A 25,936-nucleotide genomic window follows, 5' to 3' on the forward strand; every position below is an offset into this window, starting at 1 on the left:
TATTAATCATAATGCTGATCTATCAAATGAGCGGTCAACTACCGGATTCAGGTTTGACATCCATCTCGCGCAAAATTGGTTGGCACCTATTTGGAGTATAGGCGGCTTAGGCGGTTTTTCAATTTCTTCATCATGAACAATCTTTGCAGCAAGCGCGAAGCCGATAACATGTAGGCTGCCGTTGTCTTGCCTACATCGTTCGATTGATAAGCGCACGAAGCTCGCTGAGGGGGCGGCTATTGAGTACATCTTGTTTTTCCAGCCAGCCACGGCGTGCCTGACCAATGCCGAAACGCAGGTTGTCGAACTCAAAAGTACTGTGTGCGCCGGAATTGATACTGACCAGTACTCCCTCTTCCTTGGCCATCTGGCAATAGATGTCGAGCAGGTCAAGACGGCCGGGCTGGGAGTTGAGTTCGAGGAAACAACCTCGGCGTCCGGCTTCACGAATGATGCGCGGCATATCGATGTCGCAGGGTGCGCGTTCCTGGATAATCCGTCCGGTGGGATGCGCAAGCATGGTGAAGTGAGGATGTGCCATGGCGCGCAAGATGCGTTCTGTTTGCCTGGTTCGCGAAAGCCCGAATTTGCTGTGCACCGCTCCCACAACCAGGTCGAGTTGCGCAAGGGCGTGATCTGGCAGGTCGAGGCTGCCATCTTCCAGGATATCCACCTCTATCCCCTTGAGCAAAGTAATGCCTTCCAGCTCTTCGTTAAGTATTTCGATTTCCCTGCACTGACGCGCCAAGCGTTGCGGGTCGAGACCGCGAGCGATGGCAAGGCTGCGCGAATGATCTGTAATGGCAAGATATTCCAGACCCAGCGACTGGCCGGCAAGCGCCATTTCGCGCAGCGTGTTGTGACCGTTGGCAAATTTGGTGTGGACATGCAGGTCGCCCCGCAGATCGCCGAGCTCCACCAGTCGTGGCAGAGATCCAATACGCGCCAACGCAATCTCACCCCGGTTTTCACGCAACTCCGGCGGAATATAGGACAGGCCGACAGCATGATAGACCGACTCCTCGCTTTCACCCGCGATACGGGTTTTTCCCCGATATACGCCATATTCGTTGATTTTTAATCCGTGTTTCTGGGCAATCTGCCGGACGGCAATATTATGGGCCTTGGAGCCGGTAAAGTAGTGCAGGGCGGCGCCGTAACTTTCTTCGGTTACCACGCGCAAATCGACCTGAATACCGCATTTGAGAATAACGCTGGCACGTGTGGCGCCAACCAGCAGCGTTTCGGCAACCTCGTCATAGGCAATGAAATGCTGCATGACAGTGCTATCCGGCGTTGCCGCAACAATGATATCCAGATCGCCAACGGTCTCGCGCATCCGCCTGAAACTGCCGGCGACCGTGACTCGCATTACGCCAGGCACTCCCGCCAGGAACGATCGTAGCGCATCGGCATATTGTGCCGCTACCGCCAGCTTGGGACGTACCTGATCGGCGTGTGTTTCCACTGCCTGGAGGATATTCAGTTCGGTCTTTTCGCCGAAACCTGGCAGAACGCGAATGCGGCCGTCACGCGCGGCACAGTAGAGTTGCTCGACGGTCTGCACATCCAGATCGTGATAGAGATGCCTCACCCGCTTGGGACCCAGGCCGGGGACTTTCAAAAGCTCAGCAACGGCGGCGGGAAGTTCCATGTGCAGGCGATCCAGTAAGCTGCAGCGGCCAGTGGCGACAATCTCCGTTATTTTGGCCGAAAGGTCGTGACCGATGCCTGGGAAGCGCGTCAGGTCCTCATTCCTTTCCATCAGTACGTAGGCTTCCGTCGAAAGCTCACCAATGATGCGCGCGGCATTACGGTAAGCACGTATGCGGAACGGATTCGCCCCCTGGATCTCAAGCAGGTTGGCAATCTCCTCGAAGATCGCGGCGATATCGGCATTATGGCGTGGCATACGTATTTTCCGGTCGATCTTTATGTGCGCAGCCCTGCTGGCTGCTCAGTACGGAACGCGCTTTATGTTCTCCATTCAAAGTTTAGTATATGCCGGGAATCATTGGGCGATCCGGGGAAGGCGACTCTGTCCGCGGCCATGCGGGACTCCGGCCAGCGAGTTTTACCAGAGTGACTATAATGAATCATGGCCCTGAATCGAGATAGAAGAGAATCCGCCTATGCCAACCGAATCTCCGCGGTATTTCGAGCATGACGCCGACATAGGCATTGTCGGCCGCGGTTCAACTATCGAGCAAGCGTTCGAGACTGGAGCGCAAGCGGTATTTGCCATTATCACCCATCTCGGCGCAGTGCAGCCGACCTCTACGGTAACGTTTGAGTTCGAAGAGGCCGACCTTGAATTCGCCTTTGTCACATGGCTGAATGTGTTGCTGGGTCGCTCACATGAATTGGACATGGTTTTCAGCCGCTTCCATGTGCAGCGCCATGGCAATTGGTGGCGCGCCGAGGCATCGGGCGAAAAATGGCGTGCCGGCCTGGAGCGCGGCGTCGAAGTAAAAGGCGCAACCCTGACCATGCTTTCGGTGAAACAAACAGGACCAGGATGGGAAGCGCGTTGCGTCGTGGACGTATGAGATGAATCTAAACCAGTTGCACCCACTGCAGCCCTATCTTTGGAGCTTCCCGCGCCATCCCGGCGACAAGCGGGCGGAGGTGCTGCTTTACGGTACTGCGCCCTTGCTGGTCAGCATGGATGATAAAGTGCTGGAGCAAATTGCCAATGTCGCTTCTCTGCCTGGCCTGGCCGGTGCCGCCATGACCATGCCGGATGCACATTGGGGTTACGGATTTCCCATAGGCGGTGTCGCCGCATTCGATGCCGAACAAGGCGGCGTAATTTCCGCCGGCGGGGTCGGCTTCGATATTTCATGCGGCATACGCTGCTTGCGCAGTAATCTTGATTTGTATGACGCTACGCCAAGCCTTAAGGAGCTTGCGGATACCTTGTTCCGGACGATCCCCGCCGGCGTAGGGGAAGAGGGCGAAATAAAACTGAATCCGGCACAGCTCGATCAGGTACTTCAGGATGGCGCGCTCTGGGCGGTACGACAGGGTTATGGCAATGCCGCGGATCTTGAGTACATTGAAGAACGCGGCCGTGTTGCCGGCGCGATTCCGGATAACGTATCGGAGCTGGCGAAAAAGCGCCAGCGGGGCGAAATGGGAACGCTTGGCTCGGGTAATCATTACCTTGAAGTCCAGGTGGTGGAGCGAATTCATGATGAAGCCGCCGCAGCGGCTTTCGGCCTGCGTGAGGGCGGAATCGTGATTTCGATACACTGTGGCTCGCGCGGTCTGGGGCATCAAATCGGCACTGATTATCTTATTTTGCTGGCCAAGGCGGCTGGTCGTCTCGGTATCCATTTGCCCAACCGGGAACTGGCTTGCGCGCCGATCGAATCCCCTGAAGGCCAGCAATATATCGGGGCGATGAATAGCGCGATCAATTGCGCACTCGCCAATCGGCAGATTCTGACCCATCTGACGCGCACGGCCTTTGCCAAGATTTATCCCCATGCAACGCTTGAAACGTTATTCGATGTCTCGCACAACACCTGTAAGGTGGAAACGCACGAAATTGACGGTAAGCCCAGGCGGCTCCATGTGCACCGCAAAGGCGCGACGCGCGCATTCGGTCCGGGTCACCCCATGTTGCCCGAACGCTACCGCGCGGCGGGGCAGCCGGTCGTCATCGGCGGTAGCATGGGTACCGGCTCATATATTCTTGCGGGCGCTAGCGGAAATCAGGCATTTGCCTCGTCAAGCCACGGCGCGGGCCGTGCCATGAGCCGCAACAAGGCATTGGCACGGTGGCACGGCCGCGAACTGATAAGCGAACTGGCGCAACAAGGCATCCTGATTCGCTCGCGCTCGATGCGAGGCGTGGCGGAAGAAGCTCCCGGAGCATACAAGGATGTCGACCTGGTTGCAGAAGTGACAGAACAAGCGGGGCTGGCACGCCGGGTTGCTTTCCTCCGACCGAAAGTATGTGTTAAAGGGTAGCTCAAGGTCCGGCAGAGGCCCTCGTTCCGGCCGTATGGTCTGCGAAGGCTTTTCTCGTTATTGGACTTTTCTTTATGGAGAGTTTGCCCGAGGGGCCGGATCCAGAAATTTACCATCAGGAGATATCCATGTATCAACATATTCTCGTACCCATTGACGGCAGCGCGACCGCCGACCGCGCGCTGCAGGAAGCCATCAGGCTCGCCAGGGCACAAAGCGCACAGTTGGAACTGGTGTATGTAGTGGAGGATCTGCGCCTGCTGGACAGCGATAGTTACATCAACTACGCTGGAATGCAGGAAACACTGAGAAGCAATGGCAAGAAAATACTGGCATGCGCACAAATGGTGGTGCAGCTGGCAGGTATGGCTGCGGAAATGAATCTGCTGGAAGCACAAGGTGAACGTATCGCCAGTGTAATCGTGGAAGAAGCCGAACGCTGGCCGGCCGATCTGATCGTAATTGGCACCCACGGCCGTTCCGGTTTCAGCCGTGTTCTGTTCGGGAGTGTTGCCGAAGGAGTGGTTCGTACGGCGCACGTCCCCGTGCTACTGATTCGGGGTGCCTAGCTGCTGCCTGCAAAGGCCGTGTAGAAGCATCGGAAGCCACTCTTCCATATTCCGCCGCTTCCTCCATCCATAGCACCATTATCCACTTTCAAAAATCGTCAGAATCCAATCCGATCCAGCTGCATTTCCGCCTCGGTTCCTTAAGTTCCACGGATTCCCCGGTGACCTGGGTCAACATCGGCCTCAAGCATCGTCTATTATGAAACCATGCCGTCCCACTTTACATGAACGGTACAACATAAATCATCAGGAGGAAACACGTCATGAAATTCCTGCTGCAAATCACTGCGCGTGATGTGCCACATTCTGAAGCACTGGAAAGCCACATCCGGCAAAAAGCGGAAAAACTCGAGACGTTCTATCCGCACATCATGGGATGCCGGGTGGTAGTCGAAGTTCCACACAAACATAAACATCAGGGACGCATGTTCAACGTGCGTCTCGATATTACCGTGCCGGGCAAAGAGCTGGTAGTCAACCGCGAGGCGGATGAGGATGTGTACGTCGCGCTGCGCGACGCCTTCGATGCCGCAAGGCGCCAGCTTGAGGACTACGGGCACCGTCAGCGCGGGGATGTCAAGGCACACGCACCAGTCATACGTGGCAAGGTGGTGCGCCTGATTGCCGAGGAAGGATATGGTTTCATCGAGACGCCCAACGGGGAGGAATTATATTTTCACCGGGATAACCTCGCTGAAAATAACTTTGACAAACTGGAAGCCGGCAGCGAGGTAAAGTTCCTGGAAGATATCGGCAGCGAGGGTTTTCAGGCAAAACGCGTGAGCGCCGGCAAGCATCACCCTTCGGAAGGAGAAGAAGGCTAGGGAACGCCAGGCGCGCGGTGTTCAGTTTCGTATTCCCTGCCAGTTCGATGGACGCGCGGCTGATCAAGCGCTACCCGGACCGGATTACGGGGCCAGATGGATACTGTTTTTTATGGATAACGATGGATTGATAATGGGCAAGCTTGCTGCTGGCGATGCCCTGATTCTCGTGGATGTACAGAATGATTTTCTTCCCGGTGGCAGCCTTCCCGTACCGGACGGGAACGAGATCATACCGGTGCTCAATCGTTATGTCGCCCTTTTTCATGCCCATGGGTTGCCCATTTTTGCCACGCGGGATTGGCATCCATCAGACCACTGCTCCTTCCTGCAACAAGGGGGACCGTGGCCGCCGCATTGCGTAGCGGCAACGCCGGGTGCGGCATTCCCTGCGAGCCTTGAACTGCCTTCCGACATACACATCGTTTCCAAGGCTTCCACACCGGAAAAGGATGCCTATTCCGGCTTCACGGATACTGAGCTCGATGCATTATTGCGGTCCTGCGGTGCTCATCGCGTATTTATCGGTGGCATCTCCGCCGAGTATTGCGTGCTCAATACCGTGAAGGATGCCTTGCGTTATCATTACGCCGTCTATGTGCTCAAAGATGCGATACGTGCAATGCACGTGAGCTTGAATCACGGCCGCACGCTCGAGGAAATGAGGCGTCTTGGCGCGACACCCATCCGCTTCGAGGCGCTCGTGGCATGAACCCGCTTTCCAGTCCTCTTTTGACGGATCACTATCAGTTCATGATGCTGGAAGGGTATCTCGAGCAAGGCATGGAAGCATGCGCGGTATTTGAGTTTTTCGTTCGCAAATTGCCGCCAGGGCGAAATTTCATGGTTGCGGCCGGCTTGGAACAAGCTCTCGATTATCTCGAAAACCTGAAATTTTCGCCGGAAGAGTTGGCTTGGCTCGCACCACGTTTCCCATCTTCTGTCATCGCATACCTGGAACAATTCCGTTTCAACGGCGACGTTCATGCCATGCCGGAAGGTACTATATTTTTTCCGGATCAGCCTATCCTGCGGATAACCGCCTCGTTGCCAGAAGCCCAATTAGTCGAATCACGGATCATGAATCTGCTGCATTTCGAAACATTGATTGCCTCCAAGGCGGCTCGTACGGTAATGGTGGCGCCTGACAAATTACTGGTGGATTTCGGCATGCGCCGCGCACACGGGGCGGAGGCCGGGCTGCTTGCGGCGCGGGCGAGTTATCTGGCGGGATTCTCCGGCACCGCGACCGTGCTGGCCGGAACCATGTATGATATTCCGTTGTTCGGCACCATGGCCCACTCCTACATCCAGGCGCATGAGGACGAGGCCACCGCATTTGAGCATTTCGCACGCTGCCATCCCGATAGTGCGGTTCTATTGATCGATACCTATGATACGGAAGCCGCTGCAATCAAGGTCGTTACCTTGGCCCGCAGGCTTCGCGCGGAAGATATTCGCATCAAGGGGGTGCGGCTGGATAGCGGCGATCTCGCGGCACATGCCCGGTGCGTGCGCCAGATACTCGATGAAGGCGGAATGGAAAAGACGACTATTTTTGCCAGCGGCAATTTGGATGAATACCGGCTGCGCGAGATATTGTCGTCCGGCGCGCCAATAGATGGTTTTGGGGTGGGAACCGCGCTAGACGTCTCAAGCGATGCGCCCTCGCTGGATTGTGCCTACAAGCTCCAGGAGTATGCGGGTAAGCCACGCCGCAAACGCTCTGAGGGCAAAGCCACCTGGCCGGGAAGAAAGCAAGTGTATCGCAGCATCGGCGCGGATGGCAGGATGGCTGGCGATATTGTGGCATTGGAGGAAAATGATCTTCATGATGGTCAACCGCTCCTTATTCCCATTATGCGGGCGGGCCGGCGCATTCGGGCAGATGCTACGCTGGAGCAGATGCGTCAACGCACGCTGGCGGGGTATGCACAACTACCGGAAGCAATGACCGTGCTTGAGTTGGTTCCGCCTTACCCTGTAGTCATTTCCCCTGCGTTGCAGGCCCTGGCCAACCAACTGGATGCCGAGCGTGCGCGTTGCACAGACAAATAAAGGGCACGTATAGTCTAGGGCTGTCGTAGCTACCGGATTGCTTCCGCCGTATCGCTTGAACTGATTATGCATATTGACGTCTATATTTTTCCGAGAACAGTAGCTTTATGGATCCAAGTCCGATGAATCACCATGCAGATACAGTGGAGTCTCGTGGAAGACGCATGCGGAATGCGCTATGGGGGTTATTTATAGGCGATGCGCTGGCAATGCCAGCGCATTGGTTTTATAGCCTGAAAAATATCCGGCAGCACTTTGACGGTGGCATTCGAGGATACGAGCCACCACCACATCCACACCCTGAAAGCTTCATGGTGGGCATGACGTACCACCCGGATGTTGAAACCGCAAATCGCCTTGGCCGCCGCTATGACATTCTTCACGCGCACGCCCGTTTCTATGAGACCAGCTATAGTGATCTTGCCATCCAGTCTATGGAACGGGAGAGCGAGCACGGCAATCAGGTTCCCCGGCTGACGGATCGCTTCCATTACCATCATGGATTAGCCGCCGGGGAGAATACGCTGGGTGCCCATCTGGTCCGCGTGCTATTGCGTTCGGTGATACGCATGGGCCGCTATGATCCACAAGACTTTCTGGAAGCGTTTGTAAAGCATCTCACCACGCCCGGCGAAAACCGGGATCCTTATACGGAAATCTATCTTCGACGCTGGTTCGAGAATTATTCCCGAGGTTTGCCGCCTCATGCATGTGCCGAGCTGCAACGCAATGTATGGTCCATCGGCTCGCATGGCGGGGTAGTACGTCCCCTGGTTCTCGCCATGCTGGTCGATAGTGCCTATCAGGGGCTTGGATTCGCCATCGAGCATCAGTGCCTCACTCACAGATCGGAAAATGTAGGGAGTGCGCTGGGTATTCTGGTTCCCCTGTTGAATTCACTGATGAAGGGCGCCGATCCTGTTGCGGCGATTTCTTCGTATGCCAAATCCATACGAGTGCCTCAGGTAACCGGTGAGGAACTCTTCGCCGCCTATCGCGAGCATGGGGGTCCCGGCAATATCCCGAAGAATGAGATGTGGCAGCTTCACGTGAAACTTGCTGATACACCTTATGAGATGGTCCAGTTAGCCCGGCAACATACCGAGCCCGAAGTAGTCCGTCATTTCCTTGCTACCGCGTGCTACCCGGAGCATGGCCTGCCGCTGCTTCTGTACCTCTTCATGAAGCATGATCTCGGCGTCGAGGCGTCTCTTCTGGCAAATGCCAACGCTGGCGGAGATAATGTGCATAGAGGCATGATCATGGGATTGATTGCCGGTGCGTCCCACGATGATTTACCCAACCACCTGATTGAGGGATTGATGGATCAGGCGGAATTGAAAATAGAGATCGACGCATTCGTGGATATTGCAGTGCGTGGAGATGCCATTTGAGATTGGATATTTTTCAGGCATGCCGTGATTTCGCCACCAGATCCCGGAGTCCCGAATATTGAGGGTATGGTTTTTCTGAATGTGTAATCGGAGTACGTGTTGGCGGCATTTGAGCCGCCGTCATTGATGGAGTCCCTGTTGCCAAACCCCCGGGTATCCAGATTCCCTGTCTACTCGTAACGTAAAAAATCCTCCGCCAGTTCGTCGGCACCATGGCGTCTGATCAGTGCTTCGATCTCCGCAAGCAAGGCATCGTCTTCATCCTCCTCTAATACACCCTCGCCGACCAGTCGGGCAGGCAGGCCGGATACAATGGCTTCCCTTACCGCTTCAAGTGTGGGCGGGTCTTCCCGGTTCTCATCGTCCAACACCGCCTCAATCACCCGGGAAAGCGGTTCGCTGGCGGTGTTCTGCGCAAAATCGATGGCCAGAGCGGTTTCACCAAATTCCTCGATCAATGAATCCAGTTCGTCGAGCAACGATGCGTCAATATCAAAGTGGTGCAGTCGCTCCACCTCATTGAATTCAGCAGGCAGCAGACCAGCGATAAAAGTGCGCACCGCAGCAAGTGTTATGGGCTGCTCGGCATCCGGATCATTAACCCGGCTTTCGATGAGTGCCGACAGGTTGGGACTGACGCGGTTGGCGATATCAACAGGATTACGGATCATGGCTTATCCTTGCCTAAGTTTCCTCATGAGATCAGTTTAGATCTCGGAAGGAAAAAATCAATGTTTCTTAGGTGAACCATGCTGTAACAGAACTGGAAGCGCCTATGTCATGGGTAAAAGCCGGGCGCTACGCTTCTACCCATTGAGGTGGAGTGAATGGCACGGTTACATAGCTCCGGTTACCTGATCAGAGGCATTTGGCCGTGGTATGGCACGAGTTGAGTATGATTGCAAAATGCAACCATAATTGATAAACTATGACTTATGGACAAACAAGATCAAATTTATCGCTCTTTGTGCCCGGTTAGTTGCGCGTTGGATATATTGGGTGACAAATGGACGCTGCTTGTGCTGCGGGACATCATCTTCATGCGCAAACGGTATTTTCGGGAATTCCTGGTATCGTCGGAGAAAATAGCTTCCAATATACTTTCTGACAGACTAAAGAAGCTGGAGGCGGCTGATATCATTCTACGGCGTCAGGATCCGCACAATGAACGCAGGATAATCTACGCTGTTACCGAGAAAGGGCTGGATCTGATCCCGACAATTCTGGAGTTGTTACGCTGGGGTGCTAAATATGAAGTGGAGAACAGCAAGCACGATGAGTTGATCCGTCAGTTCGACCTGAATCCCCAAATATTAATTGCTGAAATACGCTCGTCTCTCTTGATAGGAAGGATCTAAGCGAATAGAGATATTGTGTGTTCAGATAAATTTCCGCAAGGATTACCTAATGGTGCTTGTAGGCCTTCCCTTGCTCCCTGATGCTTACATTATCCCCGGGAGCACTTTTTTCTCACGTAGAAATTCTTCGATTCTCCCTGCGGGAACACCGGGACTGAATAAATATCCTTGAATCTCGTTGCATTTGAGTTTCCGTAAAAGCTGCGCCTGCTCGCTGGTTTCCACACCCTCCGCGATAACCCGCAGGCTCAGCGAATGCGCCAGAGATATGATGGCGGAGACGATATTGAGGTCGTCGGGATTGCTTGTCATGTTGATAATGAAAGCACGGTCAATCTTCAGGACATTGACCGGCAATTTGGCTATATAGCTGAGCGAGGAATATCCTGTACCGAAATCGTCTATTGCGACCTCGATGTTCATATCGCGAATGATCCTGAGTTTCTGGATATTGGCTTCTATGTCCTGCATGATCACGGTCTCGGTAATCTCAAGTTCCAACCCGATTGACACATTCTCGGCGCCGTTTGTTACATCCGCCACCATGCTGACAAAATCTTTCTGCCGTAATTGAATCGGCGAGACATTGACGGCAACCTTGGGTGGAGTGAGGCCCATGGCCTGCCATTTCTTCGAATCCGATATCGCTTTGCCCAATGCCCATCGTCCCGCCTCGAGTATCATCCGTGTTTCTTCGAGCAGGGGAATAAAGCTTAGCGGCGGAACAAGGCCATTATCGGGGTCCTTCCAGCGCATCAATGCCTCAAGCCCGCTGATTTGTCCGCTTTCCAGGTCAATCTTCGGTTGATAGTGCAGCACCAGCTGTTCCTCCTCAATCGCCCGGCGCAACTTGTTTTCAAGCTTCAGCTTCTCGGTGACCCGGGCATTGAATTCAGGAGCATAGAAGAGGTGCTTGTCGTAAGAGAATTTCGCCTTTTTCAATGCTGTTTCAGCATTCCGCAAAAGGGTATCCGTATCCCTGCCGTCCGCAGGATAAGATGACGTCCCCGCTCTGGCGGAAACGCGTAACTCGTGTCCACCGATCAGAAAAGGTTGATCCTGGACTCCGAACAGGATTTTTTCCAGAACATGGATAATGCCTGTGCTTGTTTCTCCATGCTTCACGGCAATGGCAAAGTAATCCGCTGAAAGATGGGCCAGAATATCTGTTTCATAAAGCAGCTGCTTCAGGCGTTTTGCCAGTTGACGCAGGAGATTGTCTCCGGCCTGATGGCCCAGAGACTCATTAATACTGCTGAACCGTTCGAGGTCGAGAATAATTACCGAAAGTATCTCGTGATCATGGCGCATGGTGCGGATTCGCTGATCGACCCGGTCCACAAACAGCGCACGGTTTGGCAGATCTGTTACGCCATCGAAGAACGCAAGATAGTTGATGCGTTCCTCTTTTTCCAGATGATCCATGGCAAATGAAATATCGCCTGCCATCTCGATCAACAAGGCCATTTCCTCTTCGTCGAAGCATCCTGTTTCCGGTGCATAGAGTACGAATATACCAACCAGATGACTATCCAAGACGAGTGGCAGCACCACCTCGGAACGATAGCCCCGGTCTAACGCGGCAGCATGCCAGGTGCGCATATCTTCATGGGTGATAAGGGTAAGATCATTGCAAATAGCCGGTTTGACCCATTTGAGCGCCTCCGCTATCAACCAGGAATCTCCGGGAGAATTGATAACGTTGGTCAGGTTGATCTGTGACAAATAGCCGTCGTCGCGACCCGCCTTCGCCATGGGCGTGATACTCTGCGTACCGGCATCGAATATTCCGATCCAAGAAAACACAAACTGGCCGTGAACCACCGCGATACGGCACGCCTTGTCGAAAAGCTCCTGTCTTCCACGGACGCGCACGATAGTGGTATTGATGCCGCTCAATACACTGTAAATCCGGTTGAGCCGGACAATCCTGGCCTCATATTCCTTCCGCCGGGAGATTTCCGCAGTGAGGGCCGTCGTGCGCTGCTCCACCAGCTGTTCCATGTGTTCATGCAGCCGGGCGCGTTCCAGTGCGATACTTACCTGATGCCCAACTCCGTAAAATGTCTCCAGCTCATTATCGGTGAACAGGTCTTGGTTAGTCCCCATCAGATTCATGATGCCGCGGTTCTGATTATTGATCCGCAGCGGCACGCTGGCATGGCGCCGAAGGCTTTGCATATCGTTCTCAGCCCCCGCCAGCCGCGTGCAAGGGTCAATATTGATAGCATGGTCCGGATCTTCGGCCAGAAAAAGGCGTTGGCATTCGCATAATCCCTCTATTGTCTCCGCAGCCAGCAATGAAGCCGGAACGTTGCGCGCAGCCGCCAACCGGACGCCGTCATCATCACGAAGGTAAAGCCAGCCTGCTTCGACCCCGGGCAGTTCCATCGCATACTCAAGTGCTTTCTCGCATACCTCATGCTCGCTCACCGCCTGGTTCAGGCCTTCCGCGATCCGGTAAAGCCCGTTAAGCAAATGATTGGAATGTGCCAGCTCAAGTTGCCGCGTATGGAGCTCCTTATTGATGTGGACTGCATCCTCATAGATCGAAATCAGCAGGTCGACGATCTGTTGGCGTTCGGCGGTGATGAAATGTTTTTGCCCGCCGAGATAGATTTCCATTCCCATCTGCATCTTCTGGTTCTTGCGCAACTCGTGATTTATCAGCAGGTAGTCGACGCGGGCCAGCAGATATTGATCTTCATACGGCTTGCGGATGAAATTGTCGGCACCGCATTCCAGTCCCTTCATGATGTCCCGGATATCCGAGAGCGAAGTGAGAAGGATCATGGGGATCCCTCTCAGTTGTTCATCGCGCTTGATTTCGCCGCATAGCGTAAACCCATCCATCTCGGGCATCATTACATCACTGATAATCAGCGTCGGCTTTTGCCGCCGAGCCGCGGCGAGGGCCTCTTTGCCATTGGGCACGGCCATAACTTTATAACCGTGTTCCTCCAGCAGGTATCGTAGTCTTTCCGCTTGCGTTGGGCTGTCTTCCGCGAGGAGGATTTCGACGTTGCTGGCATTAATTTTTTTGGATGTCATCGGTCACGCTCAAATATTTTCCTTGATGGTTCACTAGATTCGTCAACGCCGCGGCGATCTTTTCCAGCGGTAGTACGAGCATTGCCGCGTTCAGCTTGACAGCCTCGCCCGGCATGCCGTTTACGACAGAACTATCCCTGTCCTGGGCGAAAGTAACCGCCCCCAGCTCCTTTAGCAGCCGCAGCTCGCTGGCGCCGTCACGACCCATTCCCGTCAGCAGTCCGGCGACGGCGTCGCAGCCATAGACCTCGGCGACTGCACGGAAAAGATAGGAAACCGAGGGTCTTAAACCATTTTCCATCGCATCCTTTGTCAAGCCAATCCGCCCTCCGCGTTCCACCTTCATTTGGTATTCGTCGGGCGCTATGTAGATGTGGCCGGGTAGTATGAGCTCGCCATGAGTGGCGACATGAACCGGCAGACTGGATGAATGTGCCAGCCACTGAACGAATCCCCCTACAAAACCTGGAGCCATATGCTGGACGATGAGGATGGGTACCGGAAAATTTCTTGGTAGCGCCATCAGGATGGTTTCGATCGCAGACGGGCCACCGGTGGAGGCTCCGATCGCAACAACCCTGACTTGAGCCGATTCGCGAATCAGCCCCCTATTGGCCGGATGTGGAGTAGGGGCAGGTGCAGGTGCAGGTGCCGCACTTCGTATGTGCGACCAGCGCCGCACCACTTTGACTTCCGACATCAGCTTTATGGTCTGTACCATATTCCGCGCCGTGGCTTGATGATCCATATGTCCAATACCCGCCGGACGGCGCAGCACCGCCAATGCGCCGGCATCCATTGCATCGAATGTCGTCACAACCTCGTTGGTACTCTCGCTGCCGCTGACAATGACAATAGGGGTCGGATTCGTTTCCATGAGGAGACGTGTGGTTTCCAGTCCATTCAGTTTCGGCATGTGAATGTCCATGGTGATTACGTCAGGATGATGGCGTCGTACAAGATCAAGCGCTTCCTCGCCATCACATGCCGTTGCAATAACCGTAATATCAGGGTCCGCGTTGAGAATGTGAATAAGGAATTCACGCACGACGGGCGAGTCTTCCACTACCAGAACGTTGATCATCCTATATCCGCAGTGAACTCACCGAAACGGTGAGCAATAAGTGACACAAATTTTTGGCAGCCATGGTGTAAAAATGAGCGGTTAGCTGCCGGGGTTAAGGAGCATGGAGAATTCATGATGGAATGCCAATAAGGCGCTGGATGATCTCCAGCAGATTGCTTTGATCGAAACTGCTCTTCACGATGTAAGCATTGGCACCGGCATCAATCCCGCGCTCGCGGTGATCACGGGAGTCCAATGCTGTTACCAGTACTACCGGCAGCCCTGCAAATTGCTTGTCGGCACGTATTTTGGCGGTGAGGCCAAAACCGTCCATGCGTGGCATTTCAACATCCGAAACGACCAGATCAAACGCGCCGGTTTTGAGCGTGGTGTAGCCGTCAACCCCGTCCACGGCCGTATTGACACGATAGCCCGCTGATTCCAGGATATTTTTGAGCAGGGTTCGCGCGGTGATGGAATCCTCCACCACCAGTATGGACTGTTTTTTCGCATTTCCATGCTTTTCAGCCGATAACTGGTGTACAGAGGGGAGTGCCCCGGCAGGACGCTTCGCAGCCGATTTCAGCAGATCAGCGGCATTGAGCACGGGCACTACCCGCCCGGTTCCCAGCACGGTCGCGCCCGCGACATTGCGTACTCGCGTTAATGGCCGCACGAGTGTTTTGACAAGCACCTCCTGTTCACCAAGAATCTCTTCCACCAAAAATGCGACGCGAGCAAGGCCCGAGCCAAGAACTACAGCTGGTGCACCGTTTATACTGGCTGCGGGTTCAGCCGGTATAACATGACGCGGCAATTCCAGGACATCGCTTAACCAGACCAAAGAAACTGTCTGCCCATCCACCAGGATCGTTTCACGGTTCTCCACTGTCTTGATTTCTTTGTGGGCGATCCGAACCACCCGTTCAACGCTGGTCGAGGGAATGACGAAAAGCTGCCTGCCAGCATGAACGAGGACTCCCCGGAAGTTTGCCTGCGTTAGCGGCAAAAACAGGTGGAAGGCAGTTCCGCCGCCAGGACTTGACTGGACCTGTATGGTGCCGCCCAAGCGTTCAACCTTTTCACTTACTATCGCAAGCCCGAGTCCGCGTCCGGAGAGATCCGTAATAATGGGGCTCGTGGTTACACCGGATTGAAAAACGAGTGTCATCGATTCCAGCTCCCCGAGCTGTTTCGCCTCTTCCGCAGAAACAATGCCGAGCTTATGCGCTGCGGTTTTTATCATGGCGACATCAATGCCCGCGCCATCATCGGCCACAAGTACCTCGGCCGTGCCGCCGTCCTTCTGCGAGCATGCCAGGGTGATCGTGCCGTGTGACGGCTTGCCCTTGGCCAAGCGTGCCGCCGGTTGCTCGATACCGTGATCAATGCAATTACGCACAAGATGAATAAGCGGATCCTTCATCTCTTCCAGAATATGCCGATCAATCTCTATTTCGCCGCCCTGAATCACCAGGTCTACGCTCTTGCCCTGCTCGCGGGCCAACTCACGGGCCAATCGAGGGAGAATATCCAGCAATGAGGAGAATGGCAGCAATTGCATCTCCTTGACATCTTGCCGAAGGCTGTCGGTCATACCGGCCAATATGCGCTGATCCTGCTCGGCTGCCCATTGCAGCCTTGCCAACCGGTCCTCCAGCATTTTCATGTGAAGTTGCTCAGCATCCAAATATTTGAGCAGCCGAGGAAGCTCATGCTTTCTTCTGGAGGCATTGCTATCCCTGATGTCGCGCGTGAGTTCACGATCCACAAGCCGTAATGCCGGCTGAATATGCAGCCGTTGCCTTTTCCATGCCGCAAGCATCGCGGCAGCCTCACTGAGTTCTTTGGCACGTTGATTTGCCGCCAGGCGCGGCAGCAGCAGTTCCTCGACCTGGCGCATCACGGCATCGAGTTTCATGGCGGAAACCCTGACTGTCGTCGATGCCAGGCTGGGAGTGGAGGCCAATATTTGCATACCCTTATCCGGTTCGTAGGGCAGATCGGCAGGAAGCATGGTGGCGGGGAGTGTGGGCGGGGTTTGCGGCGCCTGGGCAGGGTCGGCGGATTCGGATAGCTGCTCTCTTAATGTATCGTCGAGTTGTCGAATCAGTGTCCCCATCCGAGGTTTTTTTGCCCCGGCTCCGCTATTGTCCCCAGTAAGAAGCCCGCCCAGGGCATCCGTGGTCTGGAGTAATAGATCGATCAGCGGCAATGAGACAGGAAGGCGCTTGTCTTTCAACGCGGAGAAAACGTTTTCGAGTGACTGGCAGACTGCTTCGATTTGCGTGAGATTTACTGCCCGGGCGGCGCCTTTCAAGCTGTGCGCGTCCCGGAAAATCCTTTCGACAATATCCGCCAATTGCTGGCCTCCCGGTATTTTTCTCAACGCGAGTAGTCCAGACGACATCGCCTGAAGGTGCGTATCCGCCTCAATTTGGAACGTTACAAGGAGCTTTTTTAAAAGCTCATCATTTTTGTTCATCATAGATCTATTTTGTTCTCGCTATCGGGGCGGCCGTTCCCCCTACCAGAGCGCTTAGCCTTCCACCCATTTCGTACAGGCTTTGCGCCGCCCGTTCCGCCTGCTTGGTACCTGATACGTTCTGCTCGCTTGCTTGCTTGATGTTATTCATGGCCAGCACTACCTGATCCATGCCCACCATTTGCTGCTGGCTGGAAGCGGCGATCTGAGTTGCGGCCTGCGCCGCCTCGTTGATGCTGGCCGATAACATGCTGATGGCTTCGTCAGTTTCGGTGGACTGTTTTACGCCAGCCTCCACCGCTTTATTGCCCTGCTCGGTAGCGAGTACCGCAACGTTCGTCGCTTTCTGGATGTCGCCCAGAATCGTGCGCACCTGGCCAGTCGCCTGCCTGGATTGTTCGGCAAGGCTTCTGATCTCCTGTGCCACTACACCGAAACTCTTGCCTTGTTCTCCAGCCCGGGTCGCCTCAATGGCGGCGTTTACCGCAAGTAGATTCGATTGTTCAGCCAGATCATTGACGGTTGCAATGATTTCTCCGATGGCATGGCTCTGCTCAGATAATTGCACGATGCTTTCAGCGATGGATCCCATTTGTTCCTGGATGCGGCGCATCCCATGAATCGCTTCCTCCACCGATTTACGGCCGGCCTGGGAAACGTCCGAAGCTTTCTGCGCGCTATCGGAAACATATCTTGCCTTTTGATTTGCAAGCTGCGCGGTTTGTTTGACCTCCTCCACGGTGGCAGTGGTCTCGCTCACAGCGGCCGCAGTCTCAGCGGCTCCCGAGGCAACCTGCGTGGTGGTGGCAAGAATCTCGGCTGAAGAAGCCGATAACTGAACGATGCTTTCCCGCAGCTCGCGGGTAATGGTATGGCTCAAGTGAAATCCGATCGTCAGGCCTGCAAGAAGGGCGAACAGGGAAGTGATCATCAGAATGAGCGTGAGATGCCTTACTTCCTCAGTGAGATCGATTCTTCCTCTATCCAGTAGTTTCGACTGCCGCTCATAGAAGCGCTTGGCTTTCTCGATGAGTGCAAGGCTACGCGGACGAAATTCCTTGATCGTGTGAGTGATTGCTTCGTCCTTTTTCTGTTCCAGCACGAGCTGGAGAACCTCATGTTGCGCACGCTCGAGCTGTTGTTGCAGAGACTCCAGATCATTAACCAGATCGGCTCCTTCCCCCGCGCTTATCAGATGACGCATTTTTTCAAATATTTGCTTGAATTGGCGATCATTGTCCTGCAGGAGGGATTGATTCAGCTTCAGGAGTTCCGGATAAAGCAAGATGCCTCGGACGTAGGTTTGCTGAGCAAACGTTACGGCTCGGAGCTCATTGGCGCTTTCCAGCAACCGCTCGTCTACATTCAGAAAGCGGTTATAAGTCGTCTGCGTCTGATCGAGTGCATAGAAGGAAATACCGGTTACGAGCGCGAGCAGGGCCAGTACGATTGCATATCCCCCGATTATTTTCCTGCTGATGGTCATAGTTTGGTCCTTTAAAAAAATCGGTCTGCCTTGCGATCTTAAGATCGAGAACCACATTCTTTGCGCTCCGCTGCATTTTCAGCTTATGTAAATTCCATGTTGCCATTCTGGATTTGCTACTCGGTTACTTTCTCCTGCACGATAATACTTTCGTCCATCAAAAGTTTTGCCGCATCAAGGATCACTAGCCGTTCGCGAGTTATTCCTTTCAGGTAATTCCTGCGAATGCCTGTAAGGGTAGGTAGCGAGAGCTGGAGATCAGCCAGGAAAATACGGTGCACGCTGGTAACGGTGTCGGCCAGTATGCCGAAAACTGTTTTTCCGGCTTGCAGTACGATAATCCTGTTGAGATCGGTCAATCCTCTTTCCGGTAATTCGAAAAGCTTCCTGAGATCAATGACTGGGAGTATTTCGCCGCGCAAGTTGACGATACCGAGTACAAAGGCGGGTGTGCAAGGCAGCGGTGTCAAGTTCTCCAGAGAAGAAACGTGACGGACATAGTGCGATTCCACCGCATACCGTTCATAGGCCAGCGTAAATTGCACGACTTCAATGCCGTCATCGACAGTCTCGCCCAGCGTTGATTCCTGCGTCAGCGCCAGCGCTCTTTCCCGCAGGATTTGCTGTGTCTCTTCGGCAGTCGGCGCCCAGACGCGTTCAATGCCGGCGCGCGCGGTTTCCAGGCGCTGCTCGATCTCTTGGAAGTTGATGGGGTCCGGTCTTTTCTTTTCTTGCGGCATGAATACCTTGATTTTTTGTGTGGTGTTTTTTTATTTTCCTGGAGACGAGCGCGAGAGGCTGGCACGTACGGACACAATAATCTCCGTAAGCCGCCCAGCGGTCAGTCCACTCGCCTCCAGCGGAAGTTCGTCGTGTGGGAGCGAGTGCAACAACGCCAATGCATTGTCAAAATGCCTTTCCGCCTCGTGACGTCGGCCTTGCGATAAACACAGGTTACCCAACGCGAAATGGGCAAGCACAAAATCCGGATCGAGATAAAGCGTGCGCACCAGCGACTGTGCTGCAATTTCGACCTGCCCCAGCTCCTGATGTATTGTTGCCAGAAGATAATGAGCTGCCGGATAGAGTTTGTTGGCAGCGATTGCTTTTTCACACCACTTGACAGCTTCGGCATGCTCACCCAGATTGGCATGGTAGTGGGCTGTCCGGCAGAGCTTGTCAAGATTCTCATGGCTCTCTGGATTGATTTCGATATGCCGCGCCTCTGCGGATTGAGCCGGCGGGTTCGTTACCGCTGACGATGCCTCCGTTTGGATGCCGTTCATCGAGAACGATATTTCCTTATCCTGAAAAAAGGAAATTTGCGCCAAAGCAGGTGCCTGCACGCGCGAAGCATTGGATAACGGATCAGCCATTGAGGCTGAGTATTCAATTATGCTTCTCTGCGATTCTTGGCTTTTGGCCTTTTGATAGAGAATCGTTCCGGGAAATGGGGTAGCCTTGAACTGAGGAAACAGGTGGTTTGAGACTTCTACCGGACTTACGATGAGCCATCCACCATTGACGAGTGACCGGTGGAAATTTTGTCCAATCTTCTGTACCCATTCCGGACTGAAGTACATCAGCACGTTGCGGCAGAAGATCACATCCATCGCACTGGTGTTATTGGTGAGTGAGGGGTAGGTGTCCTCAGCGAGATTGAGGTAGGAGAAAGTTACACGTTTACGAATATGCGGCAATATCTCGAAATGTCCTTTTTTTCGTCGTTTGAAATATCGCTCCTTGATCCAGGCTGGCGTTTCACGAAATGACCACTCGCTATAAAGCCCCTCGGCAGCCTTTTGTAAAAACATCGGGTTAATGTCGGTGGCCAGGATGGTTGCGTTCCATTCCCCGGAATGCCCGATCAGCCGATCAAGCAGCATTGCGATCGAGTAGGGCTCCTCGCCTGTGCAGCAGCCCGCGCTCCAGATCCGTAATTGCCGGTTGGAATATGCGCAGGTGCGTAGCAATTCCGGAAATATACGTTCCTCAAGTATGGTGAAATTGTTTTTCTCGCGGAAGAAGTAAGTCTCGCCAACAGTCAGATAGGAAGCGAGTATCTCGATCTGTCTACGCGTCCACGTTGCGGATAGAAGCTGGCGGACACATGTTTCCGGGCTCCCCACACCCAGCGCGGGCGCGGCGGCAGTAATTCCGCGCTCGAGATCAGCCCAACGTTTTTCCGGGTAATACAAGCCCATCCGCACAGAAAGCAACTCGCTTAGCTGGGACAATAGTGGATAGGGAACATTGAATTGCATACTTGGCTTCAAGCGGTATCCAGTGCAACGTCCAAGGTATCTTCTTCTTTCAGAGAAAGAAACTTGTCCAGATTGTGGATCAGGATCAATCCATCCTTAAGCTTGATAATGCCTTCCAGATATTCGGCTTCCGGAAGAATACTTTCTGCCGGGATCTGGTTCTGCGCAGAACACTCGACAACTTCCGTGACCGCATCCGCCACCAGTGCTATGGGGCGCCTTTTCGTATGCGCAAAAATAAGCCGGTCACTTAGGGAAATTTCTCGTTTTGGCAGATTAAAACGCTGCCGGATATTCATCACGGGGACGATCCGGCCGTATAAGTTGACTATGCCGAGCACGACTTCGGGTGCGCTTGACAGTGGAGTGACATGGACCATGCGCACGACTCTGTCCACCGCAGACAAATGCAATGCATAGCGCTGATCATCCAGAATAAAGACAATATATTGATGGATCATTCTTGTGCCTAAATGAAACGATGTGGCATGACCGGCTTAGCCATCCATTTATGGCCGGGAAGTATCAGGGGCGCCCGCAAAAATATGACCCTTGTATCCATGGTTAATGCCGCGTCTTTATTGCCAACCATGGCAAAGCGGATGTTTGTAAGATTGATCTGTATAAGAAAACGGATGGGAGGATTAAGCCGATCATGTTTCATACCAGTATCGCGAGTCGATCCTCAACTCACCCGGACATTAAGACCTTCATATCCTGATTGATATATGCCACAGTTAGCCGGCAATCATTTTTGTGCTATGCGGCGATATCTTCCCGCCGCTTCCGTCTTTACCGCTGATTGATGATAGGAGTGATGAGACTACAAAACGATAACTTTAAATAGCTGTAAAATCTTACAGGTGAGAAGAAAGATATCGGCGATATGGCGTGTAGTCGTTCGATAGCGAGGATTCCCGGAGGGGCTTTGGATCGAACTCCATAACCGCCTATTCTGGACGTATGGTCTGGAGCTATAAATCTTCGGGCGATTTATTCAGTCGTTCAGCCAGAGGTTGCCATGAAAACTATTCTGCTATTTGTCATGTTGTTATTCGGTAGTTCGTGCGTGCAAGCCACCGTACGAGGTAAGGAGGTAACTTATACCGTCGGCGATACCATCCTGAAAGGCTACATCGCCTATGACGACGCGATCGAAGGAAGGCGGCCTGGTGTGCTGGTGGTCCATGAATGGTGGGGTCACGACGACCATGCGCGTAAACGCGCGATGATGTTAGCGGAGCTAGGGTATATTGCGTTGGCGCTAGATATGTATGGTGAGGGCAAGCAGGCTCACCATCCGGACGAGGCCGCAAAATTCTCGAGCGAGGTGGCAAAGAATTTGCCGCTGGCAAAAGCGCGTTTTGAGTCGGCAATGAAGTTACTGCGACAACAGAAGAATGTGGATGCGGAAAATATCGCCGCGCTGGGTTATTGTTTCGGTGGCAGTGTGGTGCTGCAGATGGCGCGCCTGGGCGAGGATTTAAAAGGTGTGGCGAGCTTCCATGGCGGCCTGGCAACGGAAACACCAGCGCAGCCGGGCAAGGTGAGGGCGCGAATTATTTCCTTTACCGGTACCGACGATCCCATGATTCCGGCCGGACAAGTCGCGGCATTCAAGGAGGAAATGGACAAGGCTGGGGTAAAATACAAGGTGGTAACTTTTGCTGGGGTCAAGCATAGTTTTACCAACCCAGCCGCGGACGAATACGGCCGCAAATTCAATTTGCCGCTTGCATACGATGCGGCGGCGGATAAGGTCTCGTGGGAAGAGGCTAAGGGTTTTCTGACTGATGTGTTCAAGATGAGTTCATACTGAACCAGCTCAAGGTGGATAAAAGTCAGTCTAGAATAGAGGTGCGGACTGGCTTAAAGCGCTGCAGCGGCCAGTACCTCCACACCCTTGCGGAACGTTGGCAAGCCAGAGCGTTCCAACATCGCGCAGGGTTTGCCAAAACGCATACAGTAACGCTTAACCGCGAAATAAATGGCATGGTTTACGCAATCTACCGGACAGATTACCGCATCGGCGCGGGTAAGTAGCGTGGGAAGATAGCTTATTTTTTCCTGGAGGTCGCCCCGATAAATTAAAAAGCGTCCACCCGATGTCTCGACGAGGTGACGGTATGCGGGATATAGGGCGGCACGCCCACCCACGCACAAGATACAAAGCCCCGCGAGACTGGAACGTCCGCAACCGGGCTCTTTCTCATCATTTGAGGCATGCTGTGGCGGAACAGCAGGGGTTTTTACCTTTATCAGCGGCATCCAATGGTCAGCGTGTGTGATAGGAGTTTGAGAATGGGCTCCTTGGTCTTCCACGAGGGCAATACGTTTCGGCAACCTTTGTTGCTTATCCTTCGATTTCGACCGTGGGGTGGCATCTTCGCTGTCTGCCGAATGATTATCCGTCGGTCCTGACTGTTTTAGGAGGCGCGTATCTTCACGACTCTTAAAAAGCCTTCTAACAACATGATCGAATTTTTCTTTCAGCGTCTGTTGTAAGCGGTTATGGAAGGTACTATGCCGCCGAGGGCAGTCCAAGGTTGACCTTTGTAGCAGATAATCAGACATGGGATATCCCCCTTAGGACTATAAGTGGAAGTGGATGACTTTGACGCAGCCAACATCTATGATTTTTCTGCTGATTCATTGTTACTCCAATGGGTAATCAAAAATTGGCGGCTTGTCAGGAGTTGTAGTCAGCTTGCGAAAGTGGTCAATGAAAGTTGTTAGCTATGTTTTTTTCCGGTACTCGGAAACACCTACCACAAAAAAATATCCTATCGACTCAGCAGCCACACAGCGAACCAATTATTCGGAATAATGTGCGGTATCTATATAGTAATGAGAATAATTCTCATTATATTTAATATATAAATAATTGCAACATTAAATTGAAAATATTTCCTTGCTGTCATCTCTCCAACGCAAGGCCAGGTATGGATATCTTTCCGATGTGAGGGGCACGCAATCAGAGAGCAGGATTATGGGGGGTTGAAGGCGGTCTCGTTTATATGTGCGGGTTGTTCCCAAAGAAGGAGTCGGGAGTTTATAGGAGCGGTGAGGCTAAAGATTACGCTTTGGTCTTCTGATACAGTCTCAGCCAGGATTGCCGGGCTGTGCATGAAGCGTGTTTGCGCGGCAATGCCGCATGCGTAGAAAAACAACCGCTTGACCCTTCCCCCATATCTGCCTCAAATAGGGCTATGAGCGTATCTTATCGGCTGCGGCGAAGTGCGCCATCTGATCGGCATGGGCCTTCTTGAATGAGGGGCGCTCTGTGATCCGCGTCACATAGGATTCTGTCGCCGTTCGATCTCCGAAAGAACGAACTCTTGCCACGCGGAGAACATCGGCCATCAGCAGGTCTGCGACAGTGAAGCGGTCGGCGGCCAGCCATTCTCGCTCCTTCAGGACTCTCTCCATGTGGTCAAGGCGGCTTTTCAACCAGCCGGTTAGATGGTTGTCCTCAGCGCCAGTCACTTCCAGGAACCACCAGGGAACTGTAACCATCTCGATCGAGTTGAGCGCGGCGATCGTCCATTGCAGCGTTTGGGCTTCTCCGACAGGATCGCGTGGCATTAGTTTCTCGCTTTTTCGGGCGAGATGCAGCAACCCCGCTCCGCTCTCGAATATTTCAAGTTCGCCATCGCTCAGGAACGGGATCTGACTGAAAGGTTGATGCGTCAAATGGTCGGCCCCCCGGTCGTTGAAAGGGACTGTTCGCACGGAATAGCCAAATCCCGCTTCCTCGCATGCCCATCTCAGCCGTATGTCGCGCACAAAACCACGGGGGCCTTCGGGCACCCAATCAAAGGTCCAAACGATCAGTTCGCTCATACTATTCAATCCATTCTAAACTTGGAACCGGATACTCTGCATTTGCGTGGCAAGCCGCGCGATGACAGGCGGCGCTGCGATATGGGGGGCCTCCGCATTGCCCGTCATCGGTCATACTCTATCATGCTGTTTCCCGCAAGACGGTGAAATTGCCGCCTTTGCATTCGGCGCCGAACGCCCGTTTTCCCTTATTGCCCTGAGCACATGGGTTTTTTCGCGGTCATCGCTTTTAAGTTTGTCGGCCATCCAGATCAGCGCGCCGTAGATGATGGCACGGCCGCCGCCGGTCAGGTTAACGACGCCGGATTTGACGACGAGACCGCCGAGCTCGATGAGGTGCCGCGTGCGCTTGCGGCGTGCGCTTTTGAGCAGTATCTGGTCGGTCGCCATGGCGATCTACCATATCTCCGTTCAGGTTATCGGACGTGCGGCGGGCGGCTGGGCCCTGACCACGACTTCTCGCTCGTGGCGAACGGCAGCGCAAACGCAGTGCCCCACACAGGGCTTGAAATGGCGGAGAGAGAGGGATTCGAACCCTCGGTACGGTTGAAGCCGTACGCACGCTTTCCAGGCGTGTACCTTAAACCACTCGGCCATCTCTCCCATTGATGGAATCCCCTGCCGGGAACCCGGCGGGGGCGCAAAGAATAAACCAGAATGGCGTTTCCAGCAACTTTTCCGGTAGTATAGAGTGACATAATCTTTTGTCATCCACATAACTGATGGGTTATGTATTTGGCAGTGTCAAAAATTGAAACCGGGAGCAGGACTTTCTCATGCAAATTAAATCACGTATTCGCACTATCGCGCATTATCCTCATGATGGCATCATGTTTCGGGACATTACGACGCTGCTTAAGGACCCGGTGGGGTTGCGTGCCACCATTCAGGAGATCACCGAGCGCTACAAAGCGTTAAAGATCGACAAAGTGGCGGGTATCGAATCACGTGGTTTCATCATCGGCACGCCCGTTGCGTATGAGTTGGGCTTGGGTTTTGTACCGATCCGCAAAAAGGGGAAACTGCCCGCGGAGACACGCGGGCGCGATTATCAATTGGAATACGGCAGCGACCGTATCGAGATTCATGTGGATGCCATTCAGAAAGGCGATCGTGTGCTACTGGTGGACGACCTTATCGCTACCGGGGGCACGGCGGAGGCCGCCGCCGCGCTGATAGAGGAAATGGGCGGAGAAGTAGTGGAATGCTGCTTTGTCATCGATCTGCCTGATATTGGTGGCAGATCCCGGCTGGAGAACCAGGGATTCAAGGTATTTGCGCTATGCGAATTCGAGGGTGATTGAGCAATCCCAACTCGGGTGGCGCAATGCGCTTCGCTTATTGTCGCCCTATTATCTTCCGTACGCGGTTCATGCTTTGCTTATCAGTATGACAAGCGCCGATGTCTGTCAAAAGCGCATATTGTATTGGACGTAGAAGAGGTCTGGAGAGACGCCGGGGGCGGTGGTCTTGAGGAAATTGCCGGCGAAGAGTTTCGAGTAGCCGACCAGGATATCCTGTTGCCGGTTGACGTGGATATTGAAACGGAAGTCGATTTCA

At 53.6% G+C, this 25,936-nt stretch carries 22 protein-coding genes and 1 tRNA gene; 10 read left to right on the forward strand and 13 right to left on the reverse strand.

The window, feature by feature from the left end; all coding sequences use genetic code 11:
* Window positions 1-190 precede the first annotated feature (190 nt).
* On the reverse strand, window positions 191-1,912 hold the full coding sequence (polX, locus tag SQ11_RS10900) for a DNA polymerase/3'-5' exonuclease PolX (RefSeq protein ID WP_041514202.1): 1,722 nt from the start codon (window positions 1,910-1,912) through the stop codon (window positions 191-193).
* Window positions 1,913-2,132: 220 nt separating this feature from the next.
* Between polX and SQ11_RS10905 the strand changes: the two genes are divergently transcribed.
* The 7 genes from SQ11_RS10905 (at window position 2,133) to SQ11_RS10935 (ending at window position 8,823) form a co-directional block, all read left to right on the forward strand.
* Window positions 2,133-2,549, forward strand: a complete 417-nt coding sequence (locus SQ11_RS10905; protein ID WP_041514203.1) for an archease — start codon at window positions 2,133-2,135, stop codon at window positions 2,547-2,549.
* Window position 2,550: 1 nt separating this feature from the next.
* On the forward strand, window positions 2,551-3,978 hold the full coding sequence (locus SQ11_RS10910) for an RtcB family protein (protein ID WP_041514204.1): 1,428 nt from the start codon (window positions 2,551-2,553) through the stop codon (window positions 3,976-3,978).
* 128 nt (window positions 3,979-4,106) lie between these two features.
* Window positions 4,107-4,547, forward strand: coding sequence for a universal stress protein (locus SQ11_RS10915; protein ID WP_041514205.1), 441 nt, complete (start codon window positions 4,107-4,109; stop codon window positions 4,545-4,547).
* A 263-nt stretch (window positions 4,548-4,810) separates the two neighbouring features.
* A complete protein-coding gene (gene raiA, locus SQ11_RS10920) occupies window positions 4,811-5,371 on the forward strand; it encodes a ribosome-associated translation inhibitor RaiA (RefSeq protein WP_041514206.1) in 561 nt (186 codons plus the stop codon).
* 112 nt (window positions 5,372-5,483) lie between these two features.
* Complete coding sequence (locus SQ11_RS10925; protein WP_052494180.1) at window positions 5,484-6,083, forward strand: isochorismatase family protein; 600 nt, start codon at window positions 5,484-5,486, stop codon at window positions 6,081-6,083.
* Window positions 6,080-7,429 carry a nicotinate phosphoribosyltransferase gene (locus SQ11_RS10930; RefSeq protein ID WP_041514207.1) on the forward strand — a complete coding sequence of 450 codons (1,350 nt, stop codon included), beginning with the start codon at window positions 6,080-6,082 and terminating at the stop codon, window positions 7,427-7,429. Before SQ11_RS10925 ends, SQ11_RS10930 begins: the two co-directional genes overlap by 4 nt.
* Window positions 7,430-7,551: 122 nt before the next feature.
* Window positions 7,552-8,823 carry an ADP-ribosylglycohydrolase family protein gene (locus SQ11_RS10935; protein WP_052494181.1) on the forward strand — a complete coding sequence of 424 codons (1,272 nt, stop codon included), beginning with the start codon at window positions 7,552-7,554 and terminating at the stop codon, window positions 8,821-8,823.
* A 170-nt stretch (window positions 8,824-8,993) separates the two neighbouring features.
* Here SQ11_RS10935 and SQ11_RS10940 read toward each other — a convergent pair whose 3' ends face one another.
* Window positions 8,994-9,494, reverse strand: coding sequence for a hypothetical protein (locus SQ11_RS10940; RefSeq protein WP_041514209.1), 501 nt, complete (start codon window positions 9,492-9,494; stop codon window positions 8,994-8,996).
* A gap of 324 nt (window positions 9,495-9,818) precedes the next feature.
* Between SQ11_RS10940 and SQ11_RS10945 the strand changes: the two genes are divergently transcribed.
* A complete protein-coding gene (locus tag SQ11_RS10945) occupies window positions 9,819-10,181 on the forward strand; it encodes a helix-turn-helix domain-containing protein (RefSeq protein ID WP_232297975.1) in 363 nt (120 codons plus the stop codon).
* Window positions 10,182-10,265: 84 nt separating this feature from the next.
* Here SQ11_RS10945 and SQ11_RS10950 read toward each other — a convergent pair whose 3' ends face one another.
* The 7 genes from SQ11_RS10950 to SQ11_RS10980 form a co-directional block, all read right to left on the reverse strand.
* A complete protein-coding gene (locus SQ11_RS10950) occupies window positions 10,266-13,232 on the reverse strand; it encodes an EAL domain-containing protein (protein WP_041514211.1) in 2,967 nt (988 codons plus the stop codon).
* Window positions 13,213-14,316, reverse strand: a complete 1,104-nt coding sequence (cheB, locus tag SQ11_RS10955; RefSeq protein ID WP_041514212.1) for a chemotaxis-specific protein-glutamate methyltransferase CheB — start codon at window positions 14,314-14,316, stop codon at window positions 13,213-13,215. Before cheB ends, SQ11_RS10950 begins: the two co-directional genes overlap by 20 nt.
* Before the next feature lie 112 nt (window positions 14,317-14,428).
* On the reverse strand, window positions 14,429-16,786 hold the full coding sequence (locus SQ11_RS10960; RefSeq protein ID WP_041514213.1) for a hybrid sensor histidine kinase/response regulator: 2,358 nt from the start codon (window positions 16,784-16,786) through the stop codon (window positions 14,429-14,431).
* A gap of 4 nt (window positions 16,787-16,790) precedes the next feature.
* Window positions 16,791-18,269, reverse strand: coding sequence for a methyl-accepting chemotaxis protein (locus SQ11_RS10965; protein ID WP_041514237.1), 1,479 nt, complete (start codon window positions 18,267-18,269; stop codon window positions 16,791-16,793).
* Window positions 18,270-18,385: 116 nt separating this feature from the next.
* Window positions 18,386-19,009, reverse strand: coding sequence for a chemotaxis protein CheW (locus SQ11_RS10970; RefSeq protein WP_041514214.1), 624 nt, complete (start codon window positions 19,007-19,009; stop codon window positions 18,386-18,388).
* A gap of 30 nt (window positions 19,010-19,039) precedes the next feature.
* Window positions 19,040-20,533 (reverse strand): CheR family methyltransferase, encoded by a 1,494-nt coding sequence (locus tag SQ11_RS10975; RefSeq protein ID WP_041514215.1) that lies wholly within the window; start codon window positions 20,531-20,533, stop codon window positions 19,040-19,042.
* A gap of 8 nt (window positions 20,534-20,541) precedes the next feature.
* Window positions 20,542-20,994: a chemotaxis protein CheW gene (locus SQ11_RS10980; RefSeq protein WP_041514216.1), complete on the reverse strand. Its 453-nt coding sequence runs from the start codon at window positions 20,992-20,994 to the stop codon at window positions 20,542-20,544.
* Between the two features lie 560 nt (window positions 20,995-21,554).
* Between SQ11_RS10980 and SQ11_RS10990 the strand changes: the two genes are divergently transcribed.
* Entirely contained in the window at window positions 21,555-22,352 is a 798-nt protein-coding gene (locus SQ11_RS10990) for a dienelactone hydrolase family protein (RefSeq protein ID WP_041514218.1), read from the forward strand.
* 50 nt (window positions 22,353-22,402) lie between these two features.
* Here the strand turns inward: SQ11_RS10990 and SQ11_RS17585 are convergent, their stop codons facing one another.
* The 4 genes from SQ11_RS17585 to SQ11_RS11010 all read right to left on the reverse strand — a co-directional run bounded on the left by SQ11_RS17585 (window position 22,403) and on the right by SQ11_RS11010 (window position 24,979).
* Window positions 22,403-22,801 (reverse strand): DUF2325 domain-containing protein, encoded by a 399-nt coding sequence (locus SQ11_RS17585; protein WP_198140853.1) that lies wholly within the window; start codon window positions 22,799-22,801, stop codon window positions 22,403-22,405.
* A 939-nt stretch (window positions 22,802-23,740) separates the two neighbouring features.
* The gene (locus tag SQ11_RS11000; protein WP_041514220.1) at window positions 23,741-24,376 is read right to left on the reverse strand and encodes a glutathione S-transferase family protein; all 636 of its coding nucleotides are present in this window, start codon (window positions 24,374-24,376) and stop codon (window positions 23,741-23,743) included.
* Between the two features lie 111 nt (window positions 24,377-24,487).
* Window positions 24,488-24,766, reverse strand: a complete 279-nt coding sequence (locus SQ11_RS11005; protein ID WP_041514221.1) for a conjugal transfer protein TraD — start codon at window positions 24,764-24,766, stop codon at window positions 24,488-24,490.
* 121 nt (window positions 24,767-24,887) lie between these two features.
* Window positions 24,888-24,979 (reverse strand) — tRNA-Ser (locus SQ11_RS11010).
* Between the two features lie 173 nt (window positions 24,980-25,152).
* On the opposite strand from SQ11_RS11010, the gene SQ11_RS11015 reads away from it, so the two are divergent.
* Window positions 25,153-25,680 carry an adenine phosphoribosyltransferase gene (locus SQ11_RS11015; protein ID WP_041514222.1) on the forward strand — a complete coding sequence of 176 codons (528 nt, stop codon included), beginning with the start codon at window positions 25,153-25,155 and terminating at the stop codon, window positions 25,678-25,680.
* Window positions 25,681-25,936: the final 256 nt, after the last annotated feature.

Source organism: Nitrosospira sp. NpAV, from assembly GCF_000832065.1.
In the GTDB taxonomy this organism is placed as follows: Bacteria; Pseudomonadota; Gammaproteobacteria; order Burkholderiales; family Nitrosomonadaceae; genus Nitrosospira.